17 protein-coding genes are annotated in these 21209 nt (G+C 38.6%); 7 read left to right on the forward strand and 10 right to left on the reverse strand.

From position 1 onward, the window contains the following. Positions 1 to 241 precede the first annotated feature (241 nt). The 3 genes from DJ533_RS08935 to DJ533_RS08945 are packed head-to-tail and all read left to right on the forward strand — an operon-like array spanning position 242 to position 3907. Entirely contained in the window at positions 242 to 1540 is a 1299-nt protein-coding gene (locus tag DJ533_RS08935; protein WP_323809369.1) for an MBOAT family O-acyltransferase, read from the forward strand. Continuing rightward, on the forward strand, positions 1527 to 2612 hold the full coding sequence (locus tag DJ533_RS08940) for an SGNH/GDSL hydrolase family protein (RefSeq protein WP_065992212.1): 1086 nt from the start codon (positions 1527 to 1529) through the stop codon (positions 2610 to 2612). The genes DJ533_RS08935 and DJ533_RS08940 overlap by 14 nt, the downstream gene beginning before the upstream one ends. Positions 2613 to 2638: 26 nt before the next feature. Next, positions 2639 to 3907: a GDSL-type esterase/lipase family protein gene (locus DJ533_RS08945; protein WP_065992219.1), complete on the forward strand. Its 1269-nt coding sequence runs from the start codon at positions 2639 to 2641 to the stop codon at positions 3905 to 3907. A 93-nt stretch (positions 3908 to 4000) separates the two neighbouring features. Here the strand turns inward: DJ533_RS08945 and DJ533_RS19165 are convergent, their stop codons facing one another. From DJ533_RS19165 to DJ533_RS08985, 9 genes are all read right to left on the reverse strand, one after another. Continuing rightward, complete coding sequence (locus DJ533_RS19165) at positions 4001 to 4117, reverse strand: hypothetical protein (RefSeq protein ID WP_089024767.1); 117 nt, start codon at positions 4115 to 4117, stop codon at positions 4001 to 4003. Between the two features lie 500 nt (positions 4118 to 4617). Next, positions 4618 to 6036: a short-chain fatty acid transporter gene (locus DJ533_RS08950; protein ID WP_065992221.1), complete on the reverse strand. Its 1419-nt coding sequence runs from the start codon at positions 6034 to 6036 to the stop codon at positions 4618 to 4620. A 206-nt stretch (positions 6037 to 6242) separates the two neighbouring features. Continuing rightward, a complete protein-coding gene (locus DJ533_RS08955; RefSeq protein WP_065992223.1) occupies positions 6243 to 6872 on the reverse strand; it encodes a CoA transferase subunit B in 630 nt (209 codons plus the stop codon). Between the two features lie 4 nt (positions 6873 to 6876). Next, positions 6877 to 7581, reverse strand: coding sequence for a CoA transferase subunit A (locus tag DJ533_RS08960; protein ID WP_065992225.1), 705 nt, complete (start codon positions 7579 to 7581; stop codon positions 6877 to 6879). 58 nt (positions 7582 to 7639) lie between these two features. After that, entirely contained in the window at positions 7640 to 8557 is a 918-nt protein-coding gene (locus DJ533_RS08965; RefSeq protein ID WP_065992227.1) for a hydroxymethylglutaryl-CoA lyase, read from the reverse strand. Then, positions 8554 to 10548 (reverse strand): acetyl-CoA carboxylase biotin carboxylase subunit, encoded by a 1995-nt coding sequence (locus DJ533_RS08970; protein ID WP_065992229.1) that lies wholly within the window; start codon positions 10546 to 10548, stop codon positions 8554 to 8556. The genes DJ533_RS08965 and DJ533_RS08970 overlap by 4 nt, the downstream gene beginning before the upstream one ends. 10 nt (positions 10549 to 10558) lie before the next feature. After that, positions 10559 to 11356 (reverse strand): enoyl-CoA hydratase/isomerase family protein, encoded by a 798-nt coding sequence (locus tag DJ533_RS08975; protein WP_065992231.1) that lies wholly within the window; start codon positions 11354 to 11356, stop codon positions 10559 to 10561. A gap of 10 nt (positions 11357 to 11366) precedes the next feature. Then, the gene (locus tag DJ533_RS08980) at positions 11367 to 12968 is read right to left on the reverse strand and encodes a carboxyl transferase domain-containing protein (RefSeq protein ID WP_065992233.1); all 1602 of its coding nucleotides are present in this window, start codon (positions 12966 to 12968) and stop codon (positions 11367 to 11369) included. A gap of 122 nt (positions 12969 to 13090) precedes the next feature. Then, positions 13091 to 14263 (reverse strand): isovaleryl-CoA dehydrogenase, encoded by a 1173-nt coding sequence (locus tag DJ533_RS08985; RefSeq protein ID WP_065992235.1) that lies wholly within the window; start codon positions 14261 to 14263, stop codon positions 13091 to 13093. 148 nt (positions 14264 to 14411) lie between these two features. On the opposite strand from DJ533_RS08985, the gene DJ533_RS08990 reads away from it, so the two are divergent. The 3 genes from DJ533_RS08990 to DJ533_RS09000 all read left to right on the forward strand — a co-directional run bounded on the left by DJ533_RS08990 (position 14412) and on the right by DJ533_RS09000 (position 17610). Beyond that, a complete protein-coding gene (locus DJ533_RS08990) occupies positions 14412 to 15050 on the forward strand; it encodes a TetR/AcrR family transcriptional regulator (RefSeq protein WP_065992237.1) in 639 nt (212 codons plus the stop codon). A gap of 100 nt (positions 15051 to 15150) precedes the next feature. After that, positions 15151 to 16836: an AMP-binding protein gene (locus DJ533_RS08995; protein WP_065992239.1), complete on the forward strand. Its 1686-nt coding sequence runs from the start codon at positions 15151 to 15153 to the stop codon at positions 16834 to 16836. Positions 16837 to 16935: 99 nt separating this feature from the next. Beyond that, positions 16936 to 17610, forward strand: a complete 675-nt coding sequence (locus tag DJ533_RS09000) for a class I SAM-dependent methyltransferase (protein WP_065992240.1) — start codon at positions 16936 to 16938, stop codon at positions 17608 to 17610. A gap of 37 nt (positions 17611 to 17647) precedes the next feature. On the opposite strand, the gene plsB is transcribed toward DJ533_RS09000, so the two are convergent. Continuing rightward, positions 17648 to 19813, reverse strand: a complete 2166-nt coding sequence (gene plsB / locus DJ533_RS09005; protein ID WP_065992241.1) for a glycerol-3-phosphate 1-O-acyltransferase PlsB — start codon at positions 19811 to 19813, stop codon at positions 17648 to 17650. 299 nt (positions 19814 to 20112) lie between these two features. On the opposite strand from plsB, the gene cysK reads away from it, so the two are divergent. Then, on the forward strand, positions 20113 to 21111 hold the full coding sequence (gene cysK / locus DJ533_RS09010; protein WP_065992242.1) for a cysteine synthase A: 999 nt from the start codon (positions 20113 to 20115) through the stop codon (positions 21109 to 21111). Positions 21112 to 21209: the final 98 nt, after the last annotated feature.

A 21209-nucleotide genomic window follows, 5' to 3' on the forward strand; every position in this document is an offset into this window, starting at 1 on the left:
AGTGCTATATTGGCGCCGTTATCGCAGTGCAGTAGCTAAAATGTTTTCGTTTTTGTCGATTGAATTTTGTCTTATTTTTATCACTTTTTTTTGTATATATTGGGCATTTCGCTTTAGCCCTAAAATACAAAATTTGATATTAATTGTTTTTAGTTACAGCCTTATTTATCTGATGGCAGGCGAAATTCCTGTTTTGATTTTATTTGGATTTACCAGCCTCATTTTTCTGCTTAGTGTGTTAATGGATCGTTATCCAGATTATAAAAAGCAACTGCTATTGCTCGGTCTTGTTATTACCATTGCGCAATTGGCTGTATTTAAATTTTATGATTTTTTTAAAGCGCAAGCATCTGTAGTATTAAATAGCATAAATTTAGACAGTTCAGGCTTGGTTGCCAATCTGATTTTACCTTTGGGTATTTCGTATTATTCATTTCAAGCCATTAGTTATTTGGTCAGTCGTTATCGCCAAGAAGCCGCTGTGCCGCGTTTTAACCTCACTGACTTACTCATGCATTTTTCATTTTTTGCAACGATTACCGCAGGACCGATTGCTCGTGCGCAAAGTGCAAAAGGTTTGACAGATATTCAAGGTCATGCATGTGGTATGAGCGAGCAAATTCGCACATCAAAACGCCGCAGCATTTTATTTCCGAGTTTGGCTTTTTTATTGATTGCATTAGCTTTGGTTAAAAAATGGTGGATCGCAGGTTGGTTAGCTGACAATTGGGTTAATCCAGTGTTTGCCAATCCCATGCAATACCATAGTTTGGAGGTATTGGTGGCGATTTATGGCTATACCTTACAACTATTTTTAGACTTTTCTGGCTATAGCGAAATGATGATCGCTTTTGGTTTATTACTTGGTTTTAGATTACCTGTCAATTTTAGAGCGCCGTTACTTGCACACAATATCCGAGATTTTTGGGACAAATGGCATATTAGTCTGTCAACATGGATTCGTGATTATATCTATATTCCTTTAGGCGGAAGTCGTGGCGGTTTTGCGCGTACACAATTTAACTTATTGTCTGCGATGGTGCTTTCAGGTGTTTGGCACGGTTCAGGTTGGAACTTTTTCTTGTGGGGATTGCTGCATGGTTTAGCTTTGGTACTGCTAAACAGCGCAGATAAAGTATATGAGCTCACCTTTAAAGTATCTGCCAAAGACGCTCGTGATGCTTTGTATAAATCTAGCTTGATCGGTAAAGTGCTGGGTGTATTTGTCACGATAAATTTTGTGTGTTTCTGTTTTGTATTTTTCCGTGCCAAAACTTTCGAAGAAGCCATGCAAGTTTTTCAAGCTTTATTGACTAATTATGTAAATTTACAATGGTCAAGTAATCCTTTGTATTTACTGAGCTTGTTAATAATTTCTTGGATTGCCTATCCATTTATTCAGCGTTTATTTTCAACTCAAAAAATGAGTTATGCGGCTTTACCTAAATATGCGCTTTTTGTTCCTCTACTGATTATTTTTATTGTCATTGTGATTTGTGCGCCATCAGGCATTCCAGGGTTTATTTATGCCAACTTCTAATTCAAACCAAATAACAAATTTAACTGCTGATTATCAACAGGCTACCGTGCAGCATCACATTGAGAATGATCATGGGCGAGGGGTGCTATACACGGTGCTGTTTCTACTGGTGACGGCAGTTTTGGGTATTTGGATTATGCAAAACTCGGTGAATGCTTATTATCAACAAACTTATCATCAAGATAGTCCATTAAAATTTTTAGATGAATATCCAGTGTGGCAAAAAGGTGGTGAATTGGGGACATTATTTTATGCAGAACATGATTCAGCTAAAAACCTAATTCAAGAAAATAATCAATATATTGTTCATCTTTTTAATCAGGACTATGCTTATACTGCTGAATATAAACAGCACTTGGCGGAAAAAGCCAAGCAAGAAAAAATTCGTTTAGCCAAAGAAGCGGCTGCCCGTGAACATCAAAACTTACTTAATCAATTTAGCTTAACAAAAAATGATCAAGTATTTTTTGCAGGAGATTCGTTGATGCAAGGGGTTGCACCTTTTGTACAGAAGGCATTATTGGAAAATTATGACATTAAAACAATAAATTTGAGCAAACAAAGTACAGGTTTATCCTATCCCAGCTTTTTTGATTGGCCGAAAACCATTCAAGAAACCATCCAAGCGAATCCACAAATTAAAATCTTAGTCGTATTTTTAGGGCCAAATGATCCATGGGATATGCCAAACCCTAAAGGTGGAACATATTTAAAATTTAAATCACCTGAATGGGAAGCTGTTTATCGCTCACGTATCATGGAGATTATTGATACTGCGAAGCAACATGATGTACGTGTGATGTGGTTAACACCACCGAATATGAAAAAACCTCAACTCAATACGCAAATGATCTATTTGAATCAAGTGGTTGCAGATCAGGTACAAAAAAGTAAAGCATTCTTCATAGATTCTCGACCTATTTTGGGTAATAAGAACAATGTTTATAGCGATTATTTGGTTCAAAATGGTCAATCAATCAAAATGCGAAGTGCAGATGGCATTCATTTCTCTGCTGAAGGGCAAAAAGCTATTGCAGAAACGATTATGCAGCATTTAAAAGTAGTTCAATAATAGAAACTTAGAGTTTAGGTAATTTCATGACAATGATTAAAAAAGTACTTGGTTTTAGTATTTTAAGTATGTTGAGTGTTGGATCAAGTTTTGCAAGCAATTTAACCAATTTTAATGAGCCAAATACAACCAAGCTAAATAGCGCCATACAAAATCGCAATGTACATATAGTACAGTTTGGTGACTCGCATACTGCCGCAGATGAAATGACCAATGTATTGCGTCAACAACTGCAAAATGCTTTAGGTAATGGGGGCATGGGCTGGGGCATGCCAATGTATTTTTCGGGACAGCGGATGGCAAGATTTGGTTATGACAACGCAGGTTGGCAACCGATTTCAAGCCGTACACAGCGCAATGAAAACTATACTTTGGGTGGTTTAAATGCTGTTCCTTTGCGTACAGGTGCAACCTTAACCATCAAATCCAAACAACCTGAACAAATACAAAATATTTTAATCAGTATTCGTCAAGCTGCAGGAGAGGATGCTTTTACAGGTGTGGATGCGGATGGTAAAAGCTTTACACTGGAAGCACCTATAAAAAACAATCATTGGCAAACTGTCCGTTTTAGCGCAAAACTGCCATTTACCATTACTGCACAAAATAACCGCAGTTCAGCTTTAGGTGGCTGGTGGGCGAAAAACCAAAATGGTTCGGGCGCAGTTGTATCAGCATTAGGAATCAATGGCGCTGAGTTGTCTTATTGGAACCGTTGGAGTAGTGATTGGCAGAATGAATTAACTGCTGTTGCGCCTAATCTGGTGATTTTGGCATATGGCACCAACGAAGCATATAACGATAATTTAGATGTGGAACAAACACGTTCTATTTTAGTCGATAAAATTCAAAAAATTAGAGCAAGCTCACCACAAACAGCAGTCATGATCGTGTCTGCACCTGAAAGTTTAAAGCGTACAGCAGGGGAATGCGGCAGTCGACCTGTCAAATTAAGCGCAGTACAAAGTATGCAGCTTGAAGTTGCTCAATCTATGCACACCTTATATTGGGATTGGCAAAAAGCAATGGGCGGTAGCTGCTCAATGAAATCATGGATTAATCAAGGGCTAGGACGTGCAGATGGTGTGCATTTTTCAGCGTCAGGCTATCAGCGTTTAGGACGCAGTTTGGCTTCAGATTTGCTCAATCTTTCAGGTGTGAACATAGACGATCGTCCTACATCAAGTACTGAATCAAATCATACTAATCCAACCCAGCTCAACCATTATGGGCAACTCGGCTTTGCACAAATTTGTTTAGAAGGTTCTAGCGAATGTAAAAGTATTGGTCGTTAAAACAGACCTATAATACTTTGAAAATATACGTAATTGAATGCAAGAGTTTGATTCAATTACGTTATTTTTCTATAAAATAAACCACTTAAAAGCTTATTTAGAAAGGATAAATTCCCAGATAATATACCCTAGACCAAAGCCAAGCAATGAATATGCAGTAATGATAAAAAATACAAAACTTGCTTTATTTTTTTTTCTTAAAAAACTCATTACAATCAACCTTTATTCAGATAATGTTTCATTTTGAAGTATTTTCTAAAAAATGAAAGATATAAAAACACTTAAAAAAAGTATAACAGATTGGAGATTTTGTATCTATTTTAATGCTTTTTCATTCAGTTTGTGTGGATTTTAAGATATTGTATTAATTAAAAAATTAGTCATCTTGATATAAAAACAAAAAAATCATCTAGTGCCATAAAGACTAGAAAAATGACAGTACGTGAGTTCTATTTAAATAAAATTCTTTAATTATATTTATTTACTTAGAAAATAAACTTTAATTTTTGCTTTTTCACTTGCTTATATCATAGGGTAACAATATATGTTAGATAAGTAGGAATCCCAGATAAATTTGAAGTGAATGGTCTATTATTCGGATCAATAAGGGTTAAAACGATCTTCGCATAGAAGATCAAAAAAGCTTAATGTATGAGATTAAGCTTTTTCCTAGATTATGAATGATAGTACATTGATTTTGACTTTATACTTTAAAAAGTTGGAGCAATGTAAGTGAGAGTACGACCCAATGCCCATAATAAAAATAGGACTAGAGGAATATGAAAAATCAATTGTGTTACGGTAAAACCAATCACATCTTTAGCTTTGAGTTTTAAAATACCGAGCATTGGCAACATAAAAAATGGGTTAATTAAATTAGGTAATGCTTCAGCAGCATTATAAATCTGGACAGACCAACCTAAATGATATTTTAAATCATGTGCAGCCTGCATCACATAAGGTGCTTCGATGATCCATTTTCCACCACCTGATGGAATGAAAAAGCCTAAAATCGCCGAATAAACCCCCATAACAATGGCAAAAGTTTCTTTAGATGAAATTGACACAAAAAACTCAGCAATATAATGCGAGAGTGATAAATCTTGTGCATTCATGGCATGAGTCATGATAAAAGCAATACTGCCATAAAGAGGGAATTGGATCAGTACACCAGAAATTGCAGGGACTGCTTTTGATACAGCATTTAAAAAGTTGCGTGGTGTTCCATGCAGTGCAATACCAAGCATTAAGAAGATAAAATTATAAGTATTTAAACTTGAAATAGCGAGAATGGGATTACTTTTAGAGAATTCATTAAACATCCAGATTGCACCTAAAATCACAATCAAGATACTTAAAATAGGCGAGTTTTCTAACCAATCTCCAGGACGCTTATGACTTGCAGTATTTTGTACTTCAGTATCGTCTCGATCAAGTTCGATATTGAACTGATCTATGGTTTTGACATTTTGCCCCTTAGGTGCAGAGAAGTAGGCAATTGCAATCGAAGCAATGATCAGCACTGCGGTCATGATCAGTGACTGTGGTAAGAAAATTGTTTCGGTAAAAGGAATGACACCTGTGAGTTGGTAGATCGACTCAGGTAAACTGGCTTTATTGGCTTGTAATTGTGCAGCAGAGGAACTGATCCCAAGCGCCCATGTTGCCCCCATGCCAATAATTGCTGCGGCGGCAGCCGCACGATAATCAAGTTTTAACTCTTTGCGTTGTGCTAATGCAATCACTAACAAGGCTGTGAGCACTGTACTCATTGCCCAATTGATCAATGATACGAATAAGCTAATCGTGGCAACAAGAACAATACCACCTGTTCCTGAACTTGGAATTCGTGCAAGTGTATTAATGATAAATTTAATTGGTTTTGAGACAGAAACAACATAGCCGACCACAATTAACATACACATTTGTAAGGTAAATGGAATCAAACTCCAAAAACCATCACCAAAAGAAAGTGCAACTTGTGTAGCTGGAGCACCGATTGCCATAGAGGCAATAGCCACGATAATGACACCTAAAAGTGCAAAGATATAAGAGTCAGGAAACCATTTTTCAGACCAATCACTGACTTTAATTGCAAACTTTTGCAATATATTTTGAGAATCACCCATTATATTCATCCTTGAATTTTATTTTTACATGCTAAATGCCTTATGCATTGAATAACGTGCGAGTTTGTTTCTATAGTGATTTATAACAGTAAATTTTAAATACTGTTTTAAATGAAAAATATAAGACTATGAAAGTCTTATATTTTATAGAGGTTGATTTAAATTTTACTTTATTATGTGCATGGGTATCTTTAACAATAAGATTACTATTGTAAAATAGTCACACCTGTCACTTTTTGCACTTCATCCAATGTTACACCGTCTGCAAGCTCAACCAGTTTGATGCCATTTTCAGTCACATCAAATACACCTAAGTCGGAAATAATGCGGTCTACGACAGCTTTGCCTGTAAGTGGTAATGCACAGTTTTTCACAATTTTAGGTGAGCCATCTTTGGCTGAGTGTTCCATGAGCACCACAACACGCTGCACGCCTGCCACCAAATCCATTGCACCGCCCATACCTTTGACTTTTTTGCCAGGAATCATCCAGTTGGCTAAGTCACCTGTTTCAGATACCTCCATTGCACCTAAGATCGCAATATTGACTTTGCCACCACGAATCATGGCAAATGATTGTGAACTTGCAAAAAAAGAAGCACCTGAACGAGCCGTTACGGTTTGCTTACCGGCATTGATCAAATCTGCATCTACGGTTTCTTCAGTTGGGAATTCTCCAATACCCAATAAACCATTTTCAGACTGCAGCCAAACATCCATATTTTCAGGAATATAATTTGCCACTAGGGTAGGTAAACCGATGCCCAAATTGACATAAAAACCATTTTCAAGTTCTTGTGCGGCACGTTGTGCCATTTCATTGCGTGTCCATGCCATGAGCTTATCCCTCTGATTTTAATGTCAATTGTTCGATACGTTTTTCAGGTTGCGCATTGACGATAATACGATGCACATAAATTCCAGGAAGATGTACATGATCAGGATCTAATGCACCGACTTCGACCAATTCTTCGACTTCAACCACGGTGATTTTGCCTGCGGTAGCGCAGTCAGGGTTAAAGTTACGTGCTGTTTTACGAAAAATTAAATTGCCTGCTTTGTCTGCTTTATAGGCTTTGACCAGCGCAATATCCGCAGTCAGTGATTCCTCTAAAATATGATCTTTACCATTAAAATTACGGACTTCTTTGCCTTCAGCAATCAGTGTGCCTACACCTGCTTGCGTAAAGAAAGCGGGAATGCCTGCACCACCAGCACGTAATTTTTCAGCCAAAGTGCCTTGTGGGGTGAGTTCAACTTCAAGTTCACCATTTAAAAATTGGCGTTCAAACTCTTTGTTTTCACCGACATAAGATGCGATCATTTTTTTGATTTGTTTCGTTTCAAGAAGCAATCCTAAACCAAACCCATCCACACCTGCATTGTTGGAAATACAAGTTAACTCTTTGACACCCGTTGCTTTTAATGCAGCAATAAGGGCTTCGGGCATACCACAGAGACCAAAACCACCTACAGCTAAAGTTTGTCCATCTTGGACGATATCTTTGAGTGCATCATTGGCATTTGCATAGACTTTATTGAGCATATTCCACCTTATTATTACGTGCTTATTCCATTAATTTTTTCAATTATGCAGGTTTATCTCATGAAACACATTGAGTTTGCCAGTAGGCATTTGCATAATTTGAAGGATTTGTTCGATTTAAAACTTGACTAATATTTCGACTGGCTTGCATCAGTGCATCAAGGTGAATTCCTGTTTCAAAGCCCATTTTTGACAATAAATAATACAAGTCTTCGGTTGAGACATTACCAGAAGCACCTTTGGCATAAGGGCAACCGCCAAGCCCAGCAATAGACGAGTCAAAGACACGAATACCTTGTTCAAGGGATTGATAAATATTCGCTATCGCCATACCGTAGGTATTATGGAAATGTCCTGCTAACACTTTACTGTTCAGTTCTGCGAGGCAAGCTTCCCACACTTTTTTAACACGATCAGGCGTTGCTGTGCCAATGGTTTCACCTAAAGACACTTCATAACAGCCCATGTCATACAAACGCTGTGTCACTTGTGCCACTTGTTTGGGATCGATTGCACCTTCATAAGGACAATCGACAATACAAGACACATAGCCACGTACTTTGACATGATTAGCTTTGGCTGCAGCCAAAACATCAGCAAATTTTTCAAAGCTTTCATCTATTGAACAGTTGATGTTTTTACGGGTAAAGCTTTCAGACGCTGCGGTAAATACCGCAACCTCTTGGCAACCTACCGCGAGTGCAGACTCAAAACCTTTAAGATTTGGCGTAAGTAAGCTAAAGCCAATATTGGGGTCTTGAGGTAGATCAGCAAACAGTTGATCACTATTTGCCATTTGCGGTACCCATTTTGCTGAGACACAAGAGCCGACTTCAATTGAAGTCAGTCCTGTATGCATTAAATCCACAATCAAAGCTTTACGCTGTTCAAGTGTCAGAGGTGTTTTTTCGTTTTGCAGTCCATCTCGTGGACCGACTTCAACGATTTTAACGAAGTTGTCGTGTGGGATCGTCATGCAACATTCTCCGCTAATATTTCAAACTCGACCAATTCATCGCCTGCCTTGACTTGATCACCTGCTTGGAAATACGCTGCAGCAATCACACCATCATGTGGGGCACGAATGGTATATTCGATTTTCATCGCTTCAAGTGTCAGTAAAATATCATCCTTTTTCACTTGGTCTTTGGCAGAAACTAAGACTTTGGTAATTACACCTGGCATTGGTGCTTTCAGATTGCTTTCATTTCCTGCATCATCTTCATTGCTAATTTTTGCCAAAATTTGTTCAAAAATATAATTTTGTGCATTAGAAAATACCGTGAGTGCTTGAGCATTACGACTAAATGCCACTTTTTGCTTTAAGCCATTGAGGTCGATTTGTATGGTATTGTCATTCAGTAACTGACCTGAAATTTGCAATTTTAAATCTTGATATTCAGCAATGAATTGATCGCCAACTGCTCTAAAATTCACTTGAATTTGCGTATCTGCCAATTTAAGTTTAATTGGATACAGTCCAGCTTGGTTTAAACGCCAAGTCGATTGATTTTGCCAAACAGGGTTATTTGCTGTTTGATTGTGTTGAAATCGACTGAGTAACTCGGTAAATGCTGCGGTAATAATCAGGTTGGTATCTGCAGCACGGATATTTTTAAATAAAAATGCGTCTTCACGTTGAATGAGGTTGGTATCCAACTCTGCATTTTTGAATGAGTCGCAACGAATGATGCGGTCTAAGAATGCAATATTATTGCCCAAACCTTCAACATGGAAATGCCCAAGCGCATGGTGCATTTGTACCAATGCTTCATCACGGTTTTTGCCCCAAACGATGAGTTTTGAAATCATTGGGTCATAATACGTGGTGATTTCATCGCCTTGCACAATGCCACTGTCGACACGCACATGCTCATTTTGCTCAGGATAATGTAAGTAGTGAATTTTCCCAATTGCAGGTAAGTAGCCTTTTTCAGGTTCTTCGGCATAGATACGTGCTTCAATCGCATGCCCATGGATGCTAAGTTCATGCTGTAATTTTGGTAAAGGCTCACCGCTTGCAACACGTAGTTGCCATTCGACTAAGTCTTGTCCTGTGATCATTTCAGTCACAGGGTGTTCAACTTGTAAACGGGTGTTCATTTCCATGAAATACGCTGTGCCGTCTTGTTCTACAATGAACTCAACTGTGCCTGCACCGACATAATTCACCGCACTGGCTGCATCAATCGCTGCTTTACGCATGGCTTCCAATTTTTCTTCAGTAATTTTTGGTGCAGGTGCTTCTTCTAACACTTTTTGGTGACGACGTTGTACAGAACAATCTCGTTCAAATAAATGCACGTAGTTACCATGTGAGTCACCAAAAACTTGTACTTCAACATGGCGTGGATTGACGACATAGCGTTCTACTAAAACTTCATCATTGCCGAAGCTTGATTTTGCTTCATTTTTACACGAAGACAGCGCATCTAAAAAGTCAGCTTCACGCTCGACCAAACGCATGCCTTTACCACCACCACCTGCACTGGCTTTGATGAGAACAGGGTAGCCAATGCCATCGGCTTGTTGTTTTAAAAAAGCCGCATCTTGATTGGTGCCATGATAACCTGGCGTTAGAGGCACACCTGCTTTTTCCATGAGCGCTTTTGAGGTTGCCTTAAGTCCCATTGCCAAGATCGCAGCGACAGGTGGACCAATAAATACGATATTATTTTTTTCACACGCAAGGGCAAATTGATCATTTTCAGACAAGAAGCCATAGCCTGGATGAATCGCTTGCGCACCTGTGTCTAAAGCGGCTTGAATAATACGATCAACTTGTAAATAACTTTGTGAAGCAGGGGATTCACCAATATATACTGCTTCATCTGCTTGTTTGACATGCTGAGAATTTGCATCAGCATCCGAATATACTGCTACTGTTGCAATGCCTAATTTTTTCGCTGTATGAATTACACGGCAAGCGATTTCGCCACGATTGGCAATTAAAATCTTTTCAAACATGGTGTTGTCCTTATTCTGTACTGTTTGTAATCCATTCAGGGCTTTGTTTCGTTAAAAACGCCTGTAATCCATTTTTTGCTTCAGCCCCCTGACGTACATGGGCGATATGTTGCGCTGTTTGTAGCAATAAATCTTCAGTTAAGCTTTCTTGGCTGACCATTTGAATCAGTTGTTTTGACGCAGACTGTGCTTCAGGACCACCCAAAACTAAGGTGTCAATGATCTCTTGAATTTTACTGTCGAGTTGTTCAGGTGAGGTGACTTCATGCACTAAACCAATCGCTTTGCCTTGTTCTGCCGAAATACGCTCTGCAGTGAGGAAATAGCGTGATGCCTGACGTGCGCCAATGGCACGAATCACATAAGGACTGATAGTAGAGGGGGCTAAACCTAAACGTACTTCTGACGTTGCAAATTTTGCATCTGTGCTTGCCACACAAATGTCGCATGCAGAAGCTAAGCCCATCCCACCACCAAATGCGACACCTTGTACACGAGCAATCGTAGGTTGTTTTAACGTTGCTAAACTCTGTAGCATTTTCGCAAGTTTTAAAGCGTCGGCTTGATTATCCGCTTGCGATGCTTCGCCTGCTTGTTTCATCCAATTCAGGTCAGCACCTGCGGAAAAGCTTTTGCCACGACCTGCTAAAACCACCACGCGAATATCATTACGTGTATTTAACTGTTGAAAACATTGGTTTAATTCTTCTATCACTTGGGTGTTAAAGGCATTATGCAATTCAGCACGATTAATCCACACCGTTGCAACGTGTTGCTGTTGTTCGAGTTGTAAATATTGAAAATCCATGTTGCACCTCTTACATACGGAATACGCCGAACTTGGTTGGTAAAATCGGTGCATTCAGTGCAGCCGCCAAACTTAAGCCTAAAACATGACGAGATTGTGCAGGATCAACGACACCGTCATCCCATAAACGTGCTGATGCATAATATGGATGTCCTTGATGTTCGTATTGATCACGAATCGGTTGTTTAAATTGGTCTTCTTGTTCAGCGCTCCAACTTTCACCTTTGGCTTCAATTTGGTCACGTTTCAAGGTAGAGAGTACGCTAGCTGCTTGTTCACCACCCATCACTGAGATCCGTGAGTTTGGCCAAGTCCATAAGAAGCGAGGCGAGTAGGCACGACCACACATGCCGTAGTTGCCTGCACCAAATGAACCACCGATCACCATGGTAATTTTTGGAACATTCGCTGTTGCAACTGCCATGACCAGTTTTGCACCATGTTTGGCAATACCTTCATTTTCATACTGACGACCGACCATAAAGCCTGTGATATTTTGTAGGAATAACAACGGAATATTGCGCTGTGTGCACAGTTCAATGAAATGCGCACCTTTTTGGGCAGACTCTGAAAATAAAATTCCGTTATTGGCAATGATGCCCACTTTCATACCATAAATAGAGGCAAAACCTGTGATTAACGTCGTCCCAAAGCGGGCTTTAAATTCATCTAAACGTGAACCATCGACAATGCGAGCAATCACTTCACGAATATCAAACGGTTTACGAGTATCGGTTGGAATGATGCCGTACAGTTCTTCCGCAGCATAAAGCGGCTCTTCGATCTCCACATGATTCTGGTTCGGTGCTTTATTTAAATTTTTAACAATATTGCGAGCGATCAAAATGGCATGTTCATCATTTTCTGCCAAATGATCTGCAACACCCGACAGACGCGTATGTACATCACCACCGCCAAGATCTTCTGAAGTCACCACTTCACCTGTTGCCGCTTTGACGAGAGGAGGACCACCCAAGAAAATAGTACCTTGATTACGTACAATAATAGTTTCATCTGACATAGCAGGTACATACGCACCACCTGCGGTACAGCTCCCCATCACAATCGCAATTTGGGCAATGCCCATGCTCGACATACGGGCTTGATTATAAAAAATACGTCCAAAATGATCACGATCTGGGAAGACTTCATCTTGCATCGGCAAGAAAGCACCACCAGAGTCGACCATATAAATACACGGTAAATGGTTTTGTTCAGCGATTTCTTGTGCACGTAAATGCTTTTTCACAGTCAATGGATAATACGTTCCACCTTTTACTGTTGCATCATTTGCCACGATCATGCAGCTGACACCTTGTACTTGACCGATCCCTGCAACCACACCTGCAGCAGGAACATCATCGGCATAGACATTCAAGCCTGCGATTTGCCCGATTTCTAAAAATGCGGTACCTGCATCAATTAATTGGTCAATACGGTCACGTGCGAGGAGTTTGCCTCGTGCAATATGCTTTTCACGGGCTTTTTCGCCACCACCCAAAGCAATGGTCGCCACTTTTTGTTTCAGATCATCGACCAATTGTTGCATTGCCGCTTGATTGGCTTTGAAATCTTCACTTCGAATATTAATTTTGCTTTGTATTTGGTTCATTTTGAACGTCCTTGTCTTTTTTTATATTCGATTTTATTTCAGCAAATAAATTATAAAAAACTTACTGAATTTGATGTTCAACTTGGCGAAGATCGGACTTTGCCAAGTTGAGGTTGGAAAAACTATTTGGTTTCGTTAAACAGTTCACGACCGATTAACATACGGCGAATTTCAGAAGTGCCTGCACCGATCTCATACAGTTTGGCATCACGCCACAGACGACCTGTGTCATATTCATTGATATAACCATTCCCACCTAAAGTTTGGATCGCTTCACCTGCCATCCATGTGGCTTTTTCAGCCGAATACAAAATTGCACTGGCTGCATCTTTACGTAAACCACGATCATGATCTGCTTTGTCACACGCAGCCCCGACTGCATAAACCAATGCTTTAGAGGCTAACCAAGTGGAGTACATATCCGCGATTTTGCCTTGCATCAGCTGGAACTCACCTAAAGCTTGACCAAACTGTTTACGGTCATGAATGTATGGAATCACTACATCTAAACATGCATCCATGATGCCAAGTGGTCCGCCACTAAGCACTGCACGTTCATAATCCAAACCACTCATTAATACTTTTGTGCCATTGCCTACGCCACCTAAGACATTTTCTTTGGGAACTTTGACATTATCAAAGAACAGTGGATAGGTATTTGAACCACGCATACCGAGTTTGTCGAGGTGTGTACCATGACTAAAACCTTCCATGGTCTTTTCAACAAGGAATGCGGTCATACCTTTTGCACCTGCGGCAAGATCAGTTTTGGCATAGACGACAAGAACGTCAGCGTCGCCACCATTGGTGATCCACATTTTTGAGCCATTTAATACAAAATGATCACCTGCATCTTCAGCTTTGAGCTTCATGCTGACCACATCTGAGCCTGCATTAGGTTCAGACATTGCCAACGCACCGACATATTCACCTGAAATTAATTTAGGTAAATAGCGTTGTTTTTGATCTTCATTACCATTTCGGTTAATTTGGTTCACACATAGGTTAGAATGAGCACCATAAGATAGACCGATGGCAGCAGATGCACGTGAGATTTCTTGCATGACAATAATATGAGCAAGATAACCTAAATTTGTACCACCGTATTCTTCACTTACGGTTAAACCCATTAACCCCATGTCACCAAATTTTTTCCAAAGGTGATGTGGGAATAAATTATCTTGATCGACTTGCTTAGCAATAGGTGCAATTTCTTTTGCACAAAATGCTGCAACTGAATCACGGAGTGCGATTAATGTTTCATCTAGTCCGAAATCAATACTTTGTAGGTTCATTATCCTGTCATCCTAACGATTTTATTTGTTGTTCCAAAAACACACTTTTTGTTGTTTCTAAAAATACAATACATGTTTTTTTTGAAAAAGTGAATATAAATTCAAAAATTGATTTACAATTCATTTTAATTGGTTGAGAATACAAAATATGAGCTATAAACGATCATCTTTAATGCAAGAGCGAATGGCGCAAAATCGCAAAACGATTTTGCAGTCCGCACGGGAGTTGATTGCACAAGGAGGATTTAAAGACGCACAGATACAAGCCATTGCTGATCGTGCAGGAGTATCAAGTGGATTGGTCTATCGTTATTTTGCCAATAAAAGCCAAGTGCTGATAGAGGTGCTAGACGATGCGATTCATGTTGAAGTTGATATTCTGAATCATATTGCAGCAGGTGAGTTAACTGCGACTGAAAAGTTACATAAAGCAGTTACCACATTTGTAAGACGTGCGATGAATAGTCCTCAGCTTGCGTATTCGCTGATGTTTGAACCCGTTGATCCTGAATTAGAGCATGGACGTTTCCGTAGTAAGCAATTGATCAAACAGACCATGAAGGAAATCTTGGCACAAGGTAAAACTTCGGGAGAATTTGGTTTTGAGGATTTAAACACTGCTGCATTGTGTGTGGTTGGCGCAATGACCTTTGTGGTGATTGAACCGTTAAACCCTTCTCGAAATGTCATGTTTGATCAATCGTATAAGGATTATTTTGTGAAACAGATTGCCGATTTTTGTGTAAATGCTGTAGAAAATAAGGAGTCATCACATTTAACCAAGTAAAGGAATACACAAAAAATCTGTTTCGACAAGTAGTCACGGAAAAACAATTAAATGACAGATTAAAAGAGCAAAATCACAAAGAATCAAGGAGTATGATTCAATGTCGCAAGTACGGTTAAGTTACGCATATGGAACAAGTCAAGCCCCATTAGTGGGAATGACCATTGGTGAAAAATTTGATGAAGCTTGTCAAATTTATGCTGATCAGGATGCGGTGGTCAGTCTTCATCAGAATGTACGCTTAAGCTATAAGCAGTTACAAGAAAAAGTGAATGCTTTTGCCTGTAGTTTATTGCGTTTAGGTTTGCAAAAAGGCGACCGTTTGGCTATTTGGTCACCGAACTGTGTGGAATGGACAATTACCCAGTTTGCAGCCTTTAAAGCAGGGATTATTTTAGTGAATCTAAATCCTGCTTATAAAAAAAATGAGTTGGAATATGTTTTAAATAAAGTGTCATGCAAAGGATTGGTGATCGCTTCAGCATTTAAAACAACGGATTATCAACAAATTTTAATGCAAATCGCACCTGAGCTTGAAGGTGCTACAGATAAAATCTTAAATGCTGAAAAATTACCGCATTTAAAGCATGTGATTAAAATTGATGAACAACATCAAGGAATTCATCGTTTTTCTGATTTACTCAATGAGCCAAGTGCGGAACAACTCGCACAGCTTGAAAGCATTGCGCAAGACTTACAATTTGATGAAACCATCAATATTCAGTTCACCTCAGGAACCACAGGTAATCCGAAAGGCACGATGCTGACGCATAATAATATTTTAAATAATGGTTATTTTGTGGGGGAAGGTATTCATTTAACCCCAAAAGATCGGGTATGTATTTCTGTGCCACTTTTTCATTGCTTCGGTATGGTGATGGGTAATCTTGCCTGTATCACGCATGGTTCAACCATGGTTTATCCTGCTGCAGTGTTCAATCCTTTAGAGAGTTTAAAAGCCATTGAGCAAGAAAAATGTACTGCAGCCTATGGTGTGCCAACCATGTTTATTGCCATGCTGGAACAAGAAACGTTTGATCAGTTTGACCTCAGCAGTCTTCGTACAGGCATTATGGCAGGAAGTCCATGTCCACGAGAAATTATGCAACGTGTGATTGATCGTATGCATATGAGTGAAATTACCATTTGTTATGGTATGACTGAAACTGCACCTGTGAGTGTGCAAACTTCAACGACTGATCCGATCGAATGTCGAGTAGGAACAGTAGGGCGTGTTCAACCTCATTTAGAAATCAAAATTATTGATGAACAAGGCAAGGTCGTACCACGTGGCAAACTTGGTGAGCTCTGTGTACGCGGTTATTCAGTAATGCTCGGTTATTGGGAAGATGAAGAAAAAACCAAAGAAGTGATTGATGTTGCAAAATGGATGCATACAGGTGATATTGCTGAAATGGACGATGAGGGCTTTGTCAAAATCAAAGGTCGCATTAAGGATGTGGTGATTCGTGGTGGTGAAAATCTATTCCCGAAAGAAATTGAAGACTTTTTATATACGCATCCTGATGTTTCAGATGTGCAGGTGATCGGTTTACCTGACCCACGCTATGGTGAAGAACTCTGTGCATGTATTATTTTACATGAACATCATGAGGTGACTGAGGAGTGTATTCGCCAATTCTGCAAAGAGCATATTTCACACAATAAAGTGCCGAAATATGTCCGTTTCTTTAAAGAATTTCCAATGACTGCTTCAGGTAAGGCGCAAAAATTTAAGTTGCAAGAATTTATGCGTAATGAATTAAATTTGCAAGAAATTGCTTAATTCAACTGTAAACATCAAGCCTCCCTCCTTATTAAAAGGAGGGCTGGTGAGGATTTGATAAGTTGTAACTAGGTTAGAGGAATCAAAAAGAGTATTGTAATGGCGAAAGATTTTAATCATCCAAAAGTTGTGGAAAGTTATGATGAACACATCCGAAAACTGATTCCTGGTTATGAGTTGATTCATTTACAAGTCAATGCTTTACTTAAAACTTATGCACCAACGCATGCGAATATTTTGATAGTCGGCTGTGGTACAGGGCATGAATTACGCTATCTTGCAAAACACTATCCACAATGGTCATTTACGGCGATTGATCCTGCCCCGAATATGCTGGAAAAAGCCCAAGCATTATTAGCGACTGATAATTTAGATCAAAATGTTACATTTAGAGCAATGGATACATCGGGTTTAAAAGATTTAAAACAAACATTTGATGTTGCGCTGTCGATTTTAGTTTCACACTTTATTCCTGAAACTGCCAAGACAACGTATTTTCAAGAGATTTATCATGCTTTAAACGAAAAAGGATTTTGCTTGAGTTATGATTTGACACAAATTGAAAATCAATCCCAATTAAAAACTTTGCAAAACTTAGCAGAACTCACAGGTTTGGTAGAAAAACAAAGTCAGGCAATGGTTGAACGATTACAGGATGACTTTTTCCTCATTTCCAATCAACATTTAAAAAAATTACTGCTCAAAGTTGGGTTTCGCTCTGTAGAAAACTTTGCCCAAGTAATGAATTATTATGGTGTTTTCGCTGTGAAATAAAAAACCGAAGATAGACTTCGGTTTTTATGATTTTCGCTTAAGTTTTGAGATTCACTGTATATAAGTGAGCAAAAGCTTTTAATAAACGTAAAGACACATCTGCTTGATCAATATAGATCGTTTGATCTTCAATTTTTACTAATTTTTCCGTTTCAAAGAACGTTAAAATATGCGTTATTTCACTTGAAATTTGCGTTACTTCCCACTTTAAAAAATAGGTATTTTTTAGTTCAGGGTAGAGCTGCAGGGCTGCATTTAACACTTCATCTTTGCTGATTTTTTCAATCACAGGCTCTGTTTGTGCCGTTAAAATATAGGCAACCAACGCAGGTAAAATCAACGTATGTAAAATGTTATTGCTAAAATATTTAAGTAAAGCCTCTTGTTGGTTACAGACTTTGAGCCAGCGTTCATTGTCATGTTCAATAAATTCAACTTGTTTCAGTTTGATCGCATATTGAATAATTTCATGATTGGAAAGTGCGGTAATTTGCATTCTTTCATCATATTGATGATGTTTTAACAATGACTTAAATTGTTCTAAACGCAATAACACATCACGCTCAGCAAGCGCATGAGTAGGGGCATTCAGTAAAATGGTTGCTAATAAATTAACAGGATTAATCACTGCGGCTTTATTGATATTTTCTAAAATATCGTTAGCCACCTCATCTACTGCAAGTTTAACTGAGTCGGGTAATTCTTCTTGTAAACTTACATGCTGAGGTACTTTATTTTGATCTAAAATTTCTTTGAGGAATACAGGCTCACCAAAGTTAACATGTACCATTCCAAACACTTTTTCAATTTTTTGAATTGATTTGAGTAAGCCAAATAGTGATTCAGCTTGTTTTTTCTGTCCTCCCAGTTCTTTGATATAAGATGAACCTTCAAGCAATTTTTCATAACCAAAATAGGTTGGAATAAATGCAATTGGCTTACTATTGCCACGCAAGTGACTTTGGATGGTCATGGCGAGCATACCTTTTTTGGCAGGTAACAATAAACCTGTACGTGAACGCCCCCCTTCAATAAAATATTCCAAAGGTGTATTTCGACTGAGTAAACTATGTACATACTCTTTAAAAACAGCCGTATATAGCGCATTACCACTAAAGCTACGGCGAATAAAATAAGCACCCGCACCACGCATTAACTGTCCGACTACAGGCATATTCAAATTAATACCTGCAGCAATATGTGGCACCATTAAACCGCGTTTATAAATCACATAAGACAATAATAAATAGTCGATATGGCTACGATGACAAGGTGTGTAGACGATTTCATAATCTTTGGCGAGTTCACGTACAACTTCAAAGTTATGTACTTGGATGCCATCGTAAAGCTGTGTCCATAATTTTGTTAATGCAATTTCAGCAAAACGTAGCGTGGAATAGGAAAAGTCTGAAACAATTTCATCTAAATATTTTTTAGCTAAGTCTTCTGCCTGTTGCACACTGATTTTTTTATGGATACTTTCTGTTAAAACAGCTTCTTTGATCACATCCGAAGTCAGTAATTTGTTAATGACATTGCGACGATCTGATAAGTCTGGTCCTAAAATTGCTTCTTTATATTGATTAAAGGATTGGTTCAGTTGCGTCACCACATAATGGGCTGGTGCAAAGTTTGGGGCAACTTCAAGTGCTGTGTTGATCAAGGATCTTAAAGAAATGGCTGGATGAAACTCGATATAATTTTCACGACCATACAGCGTGATATTTAAAGCTTGTTTGATTCCTGTGGGTTTTGCCCAAGCATCTGCCATCAATGCTTTGTACCAACTGTCTTCATTTTCAGGTGCACGTCCCCATAAAATAGTTACAGGAACAAATAACACATCTTCATCAGCATGTTTGAGTAAATATTCCACTAAGCGAATCAATTTATCAGGATAATAAGCTGAAGCATTCCTTTTTGATGATTCAAGCACTAAAAATGAGTCGTCTTCTTGTAATTCATTTAAAATCAAAGGTGCAAATGCAGAATGTAGATCTCTCTTTTCAGTTTCATTGTCAATTAGAACTTTATTGGATGTTGAGTCATCTTGGATGACATAACAAACATTCACATGATTGTCTTTTTCTTTTATTGTATTTTCAAGAGCTTGTGTATCACCAAGCACTTGAGGGCTGACAATTTTATCTAAAACTTTTTTGGTAAATTGACGATAAAATTTTTGATAAGCATTGTTTCCCATATAAATCTCAATACTATTATCCTGATAAATTCTATTATGTCTAAATTGACATTAAATGTATAAGATAATTTGCAGATTGCTAGCATAAACTTAATTATTCGTCCAAAAAATATTTCAACCCATCAGCTATGAAAAATAGCAGTCTTTGAAAACGTTTATAAAAACTAGGCTTTTGATTTTTATCAAATATACATTTCACAAATTTTTATAAATAAATCACTTTACTGAATATCAACCATGCCTAAAAAGGCGATATGATAGTTAGATACAGATTAATTTTAAAATTTAAGGAAAATCTCATGGCGACTGATTCTACATTTCCACAAACTGAAAATTTAGGCATTGCGGTTTATGTCAATAATGCTGAAGCGATTGGCAATACACCCTTAGTACGCATCAACCGTTTAGTATCAAATGCCGCAACTGTTTTAGCAAAAATTGAAAGCCGTAACCCAGCATTTTCTGTGAAAGACCGTGTGGGTGCGGCATTGGTTGAAGATGCTGAAAAAAGTGGAAAACTCAAAAAAGGAATGCATATTGTTGAGCCAACTAGTGGCAATACAGGAATTGCTTTGGCTTATGTTGCTGCTGCCAAAGGGTACGATATTACTTTGACTATGCCTGCAAGTATGAGTATCGAGCGTCGCAAGGTGTTAAAAGCATTAGGTGCAAACCTAGTGTTGACTGAACCTGCCAAAGGCATGAAAGGGGCAGTGGATGAAGCTATACGTTTAGCAACAGAGCAGCCAGAGTTGTATTATTTACCACAACAGTTTGAAAATCCTGCCAACCCTAAAATCCATGAAACGACGACAGGACCAGAAATTTTTGCAGCAACGGGTGGAAAAGTTGACATTCTTGTGGCTGGCGTTGGAACTGGAGGTACGATCACAGGCATTTCACGTTATTTTGAACACGTAAAGAATCAGCCCATTTATTCTGTGGCAGTTGAACCTGCTGATTCTCCAATTATTGGACAAGCAAAACGTGGTGAAGAGTTAACCCCTGGTCCACACAAAATCCAAGGCATTGGCGCAAACTTTATTCCAAAAAATTTGGATTTAGATTTGGTAGATGAAGTCATTGCTATTGAAAATCAAGAAGCGATTGATTTTGCACGTCAATCTGCAACTCAAGAAGGGATTTTTGTAGGCATCTCAAGTGGCGCAGCTTTGGCAGCAGCAGCGAAATTAGCTGCCCGTCCTGAAAATGCTGGCAAAACCATTGTCGTAATTTTGCCAGATGCGGGGGAACGTTATTTATCTTCTGTGTTATTTGAAGATATTTCTGCTGAATAATTAGATTTTAAATGAACTTAAGCCTATTGATTTTGGATTATTAAAACATAATAAGTAAAATTGGTAGGCTTTTTTGTGCGGTGGTAAATCGATTAATT

This window comes from Acinetobacter defluvii (assembly GCF_001704615.3).
GTDB classification, from domain to species: Bacteria; Pseudomonadota; Gammaproteobacteria; order Pseudomonadales; family Moraxellaceae; genus Acinetobacter; species Acinetobacter defluvii.

Coding starts and splice junctions, on each gene's coding strand:
- DJ533_RS08975 (WP_065992231.1), bottom strand. CDS start 11,356: ATGGATTTTCAATATTTACAACTCGAACAACAGCAACACGTTGCAACG.
- DJ533_RS08940 (WP_065992212.1), top strand. CDS start 1,527: ATGCCAACTTCTAATTCAAACCAAATAACAAATTTAACTGCTGATTAT.
- DJ533_RS09000 (WP_065992240.1), top strand. CDS start 16,936: ATGGCGAAAGATTTTAATCATCCAAAAGTTGTGGAAAGTTATGATGAA.
- DJ533_RS08970 (WP_065992229.1), bottom strand. CDS start 10,548: ATGTTTGAAAAGATTTTAATTGCCAATCGTGGCGAAATCGCTTGCCGT.
- DJ533_RS08950 (WP_065992221.1), bottom strand. CDS start 6,036: ATGGGTGATTCTCAAAATATATTGCAAAAGTTTGCAATTAAAGTCAGT.
- DJ533_RS08935 (WP_323809369.1), top strand. CDS start 242: ATGGATCGTTATCCAGATTATAAAAAGCAACTGCTATTGCTCGGTCTT.
- plsB (WP_065992241.1), bottom strand. CDS start 19,813: ATGGGAAACAATGCTTATCAAAAATTTTATCGTCAATTTACCAAAAAA.
- DJ533_RS08995 (WP_065992239.1), top strand. CDS start 15,151: ATGTCGCAAGTACGGTTAAGTTACGCATATGGAACAAGTCAAGCCCCA.
- DJ533_RS08955 (WP_065992223.1), bottom strand. CDS start 6,872: ATGGCATGGACACGCAATGAAATGGCACAACGTGCCGCACAAGAACTT.
- DJ533_RS19165 (WP_089024767.1), bottom strand. CDS start 4,117: ATGAGTTTTTTAAGAAAAAAAAATAAAGCAAGTTTTGTATTTTTTATC.
- DJ533_RS08980 (WP_065992233.1), bottom strand. CDS start 12,968: ATGAACCAAATACAAAGCAAAATTAATATTCGAAGTGAAGATTTCAAA.
- DJ533_RS08985 (WP_065992235.1), bottom strand. CDS start 14,263: ATGAACCTACAAAGTATTGATTTCGGACTAGATGAAACATTAATCGCA.
- DJ533_RS08965 (WP_065992227.1), bottom strand. CDS start 8,557: ATGACGATCCCACACGACAACTTCGTTAAAATCGTTGAAGTCGGTCCA.
- DJ533_RS08990 (WP_065992237.1), top strand. CDS start 14,412: ATGAGCTATAAACGATCATCTTTAATGCAAGAGCGAATGGCGCAAAAT.
- cysK (WP_065992242.1), top strand. CDS start 20,113: ATGGCGACTGATTCTACATTTCCACAAACTGAAAATTTAGGCATTGCG.
- DJ533_RS08945 (WP_065992219.1), top strand. CDS start 2,639: ATGACAATGATTAAAAAAGTACTTGGTTTTAGTATTTTAAGTATGTTG.
- DJ533_RS08960 (WP_065992225.1), bottom strand. CDS start 7,581: ATGCTCAATAAAGTCTATGCAAATGCCAATGATGCACTCAAAGATATC.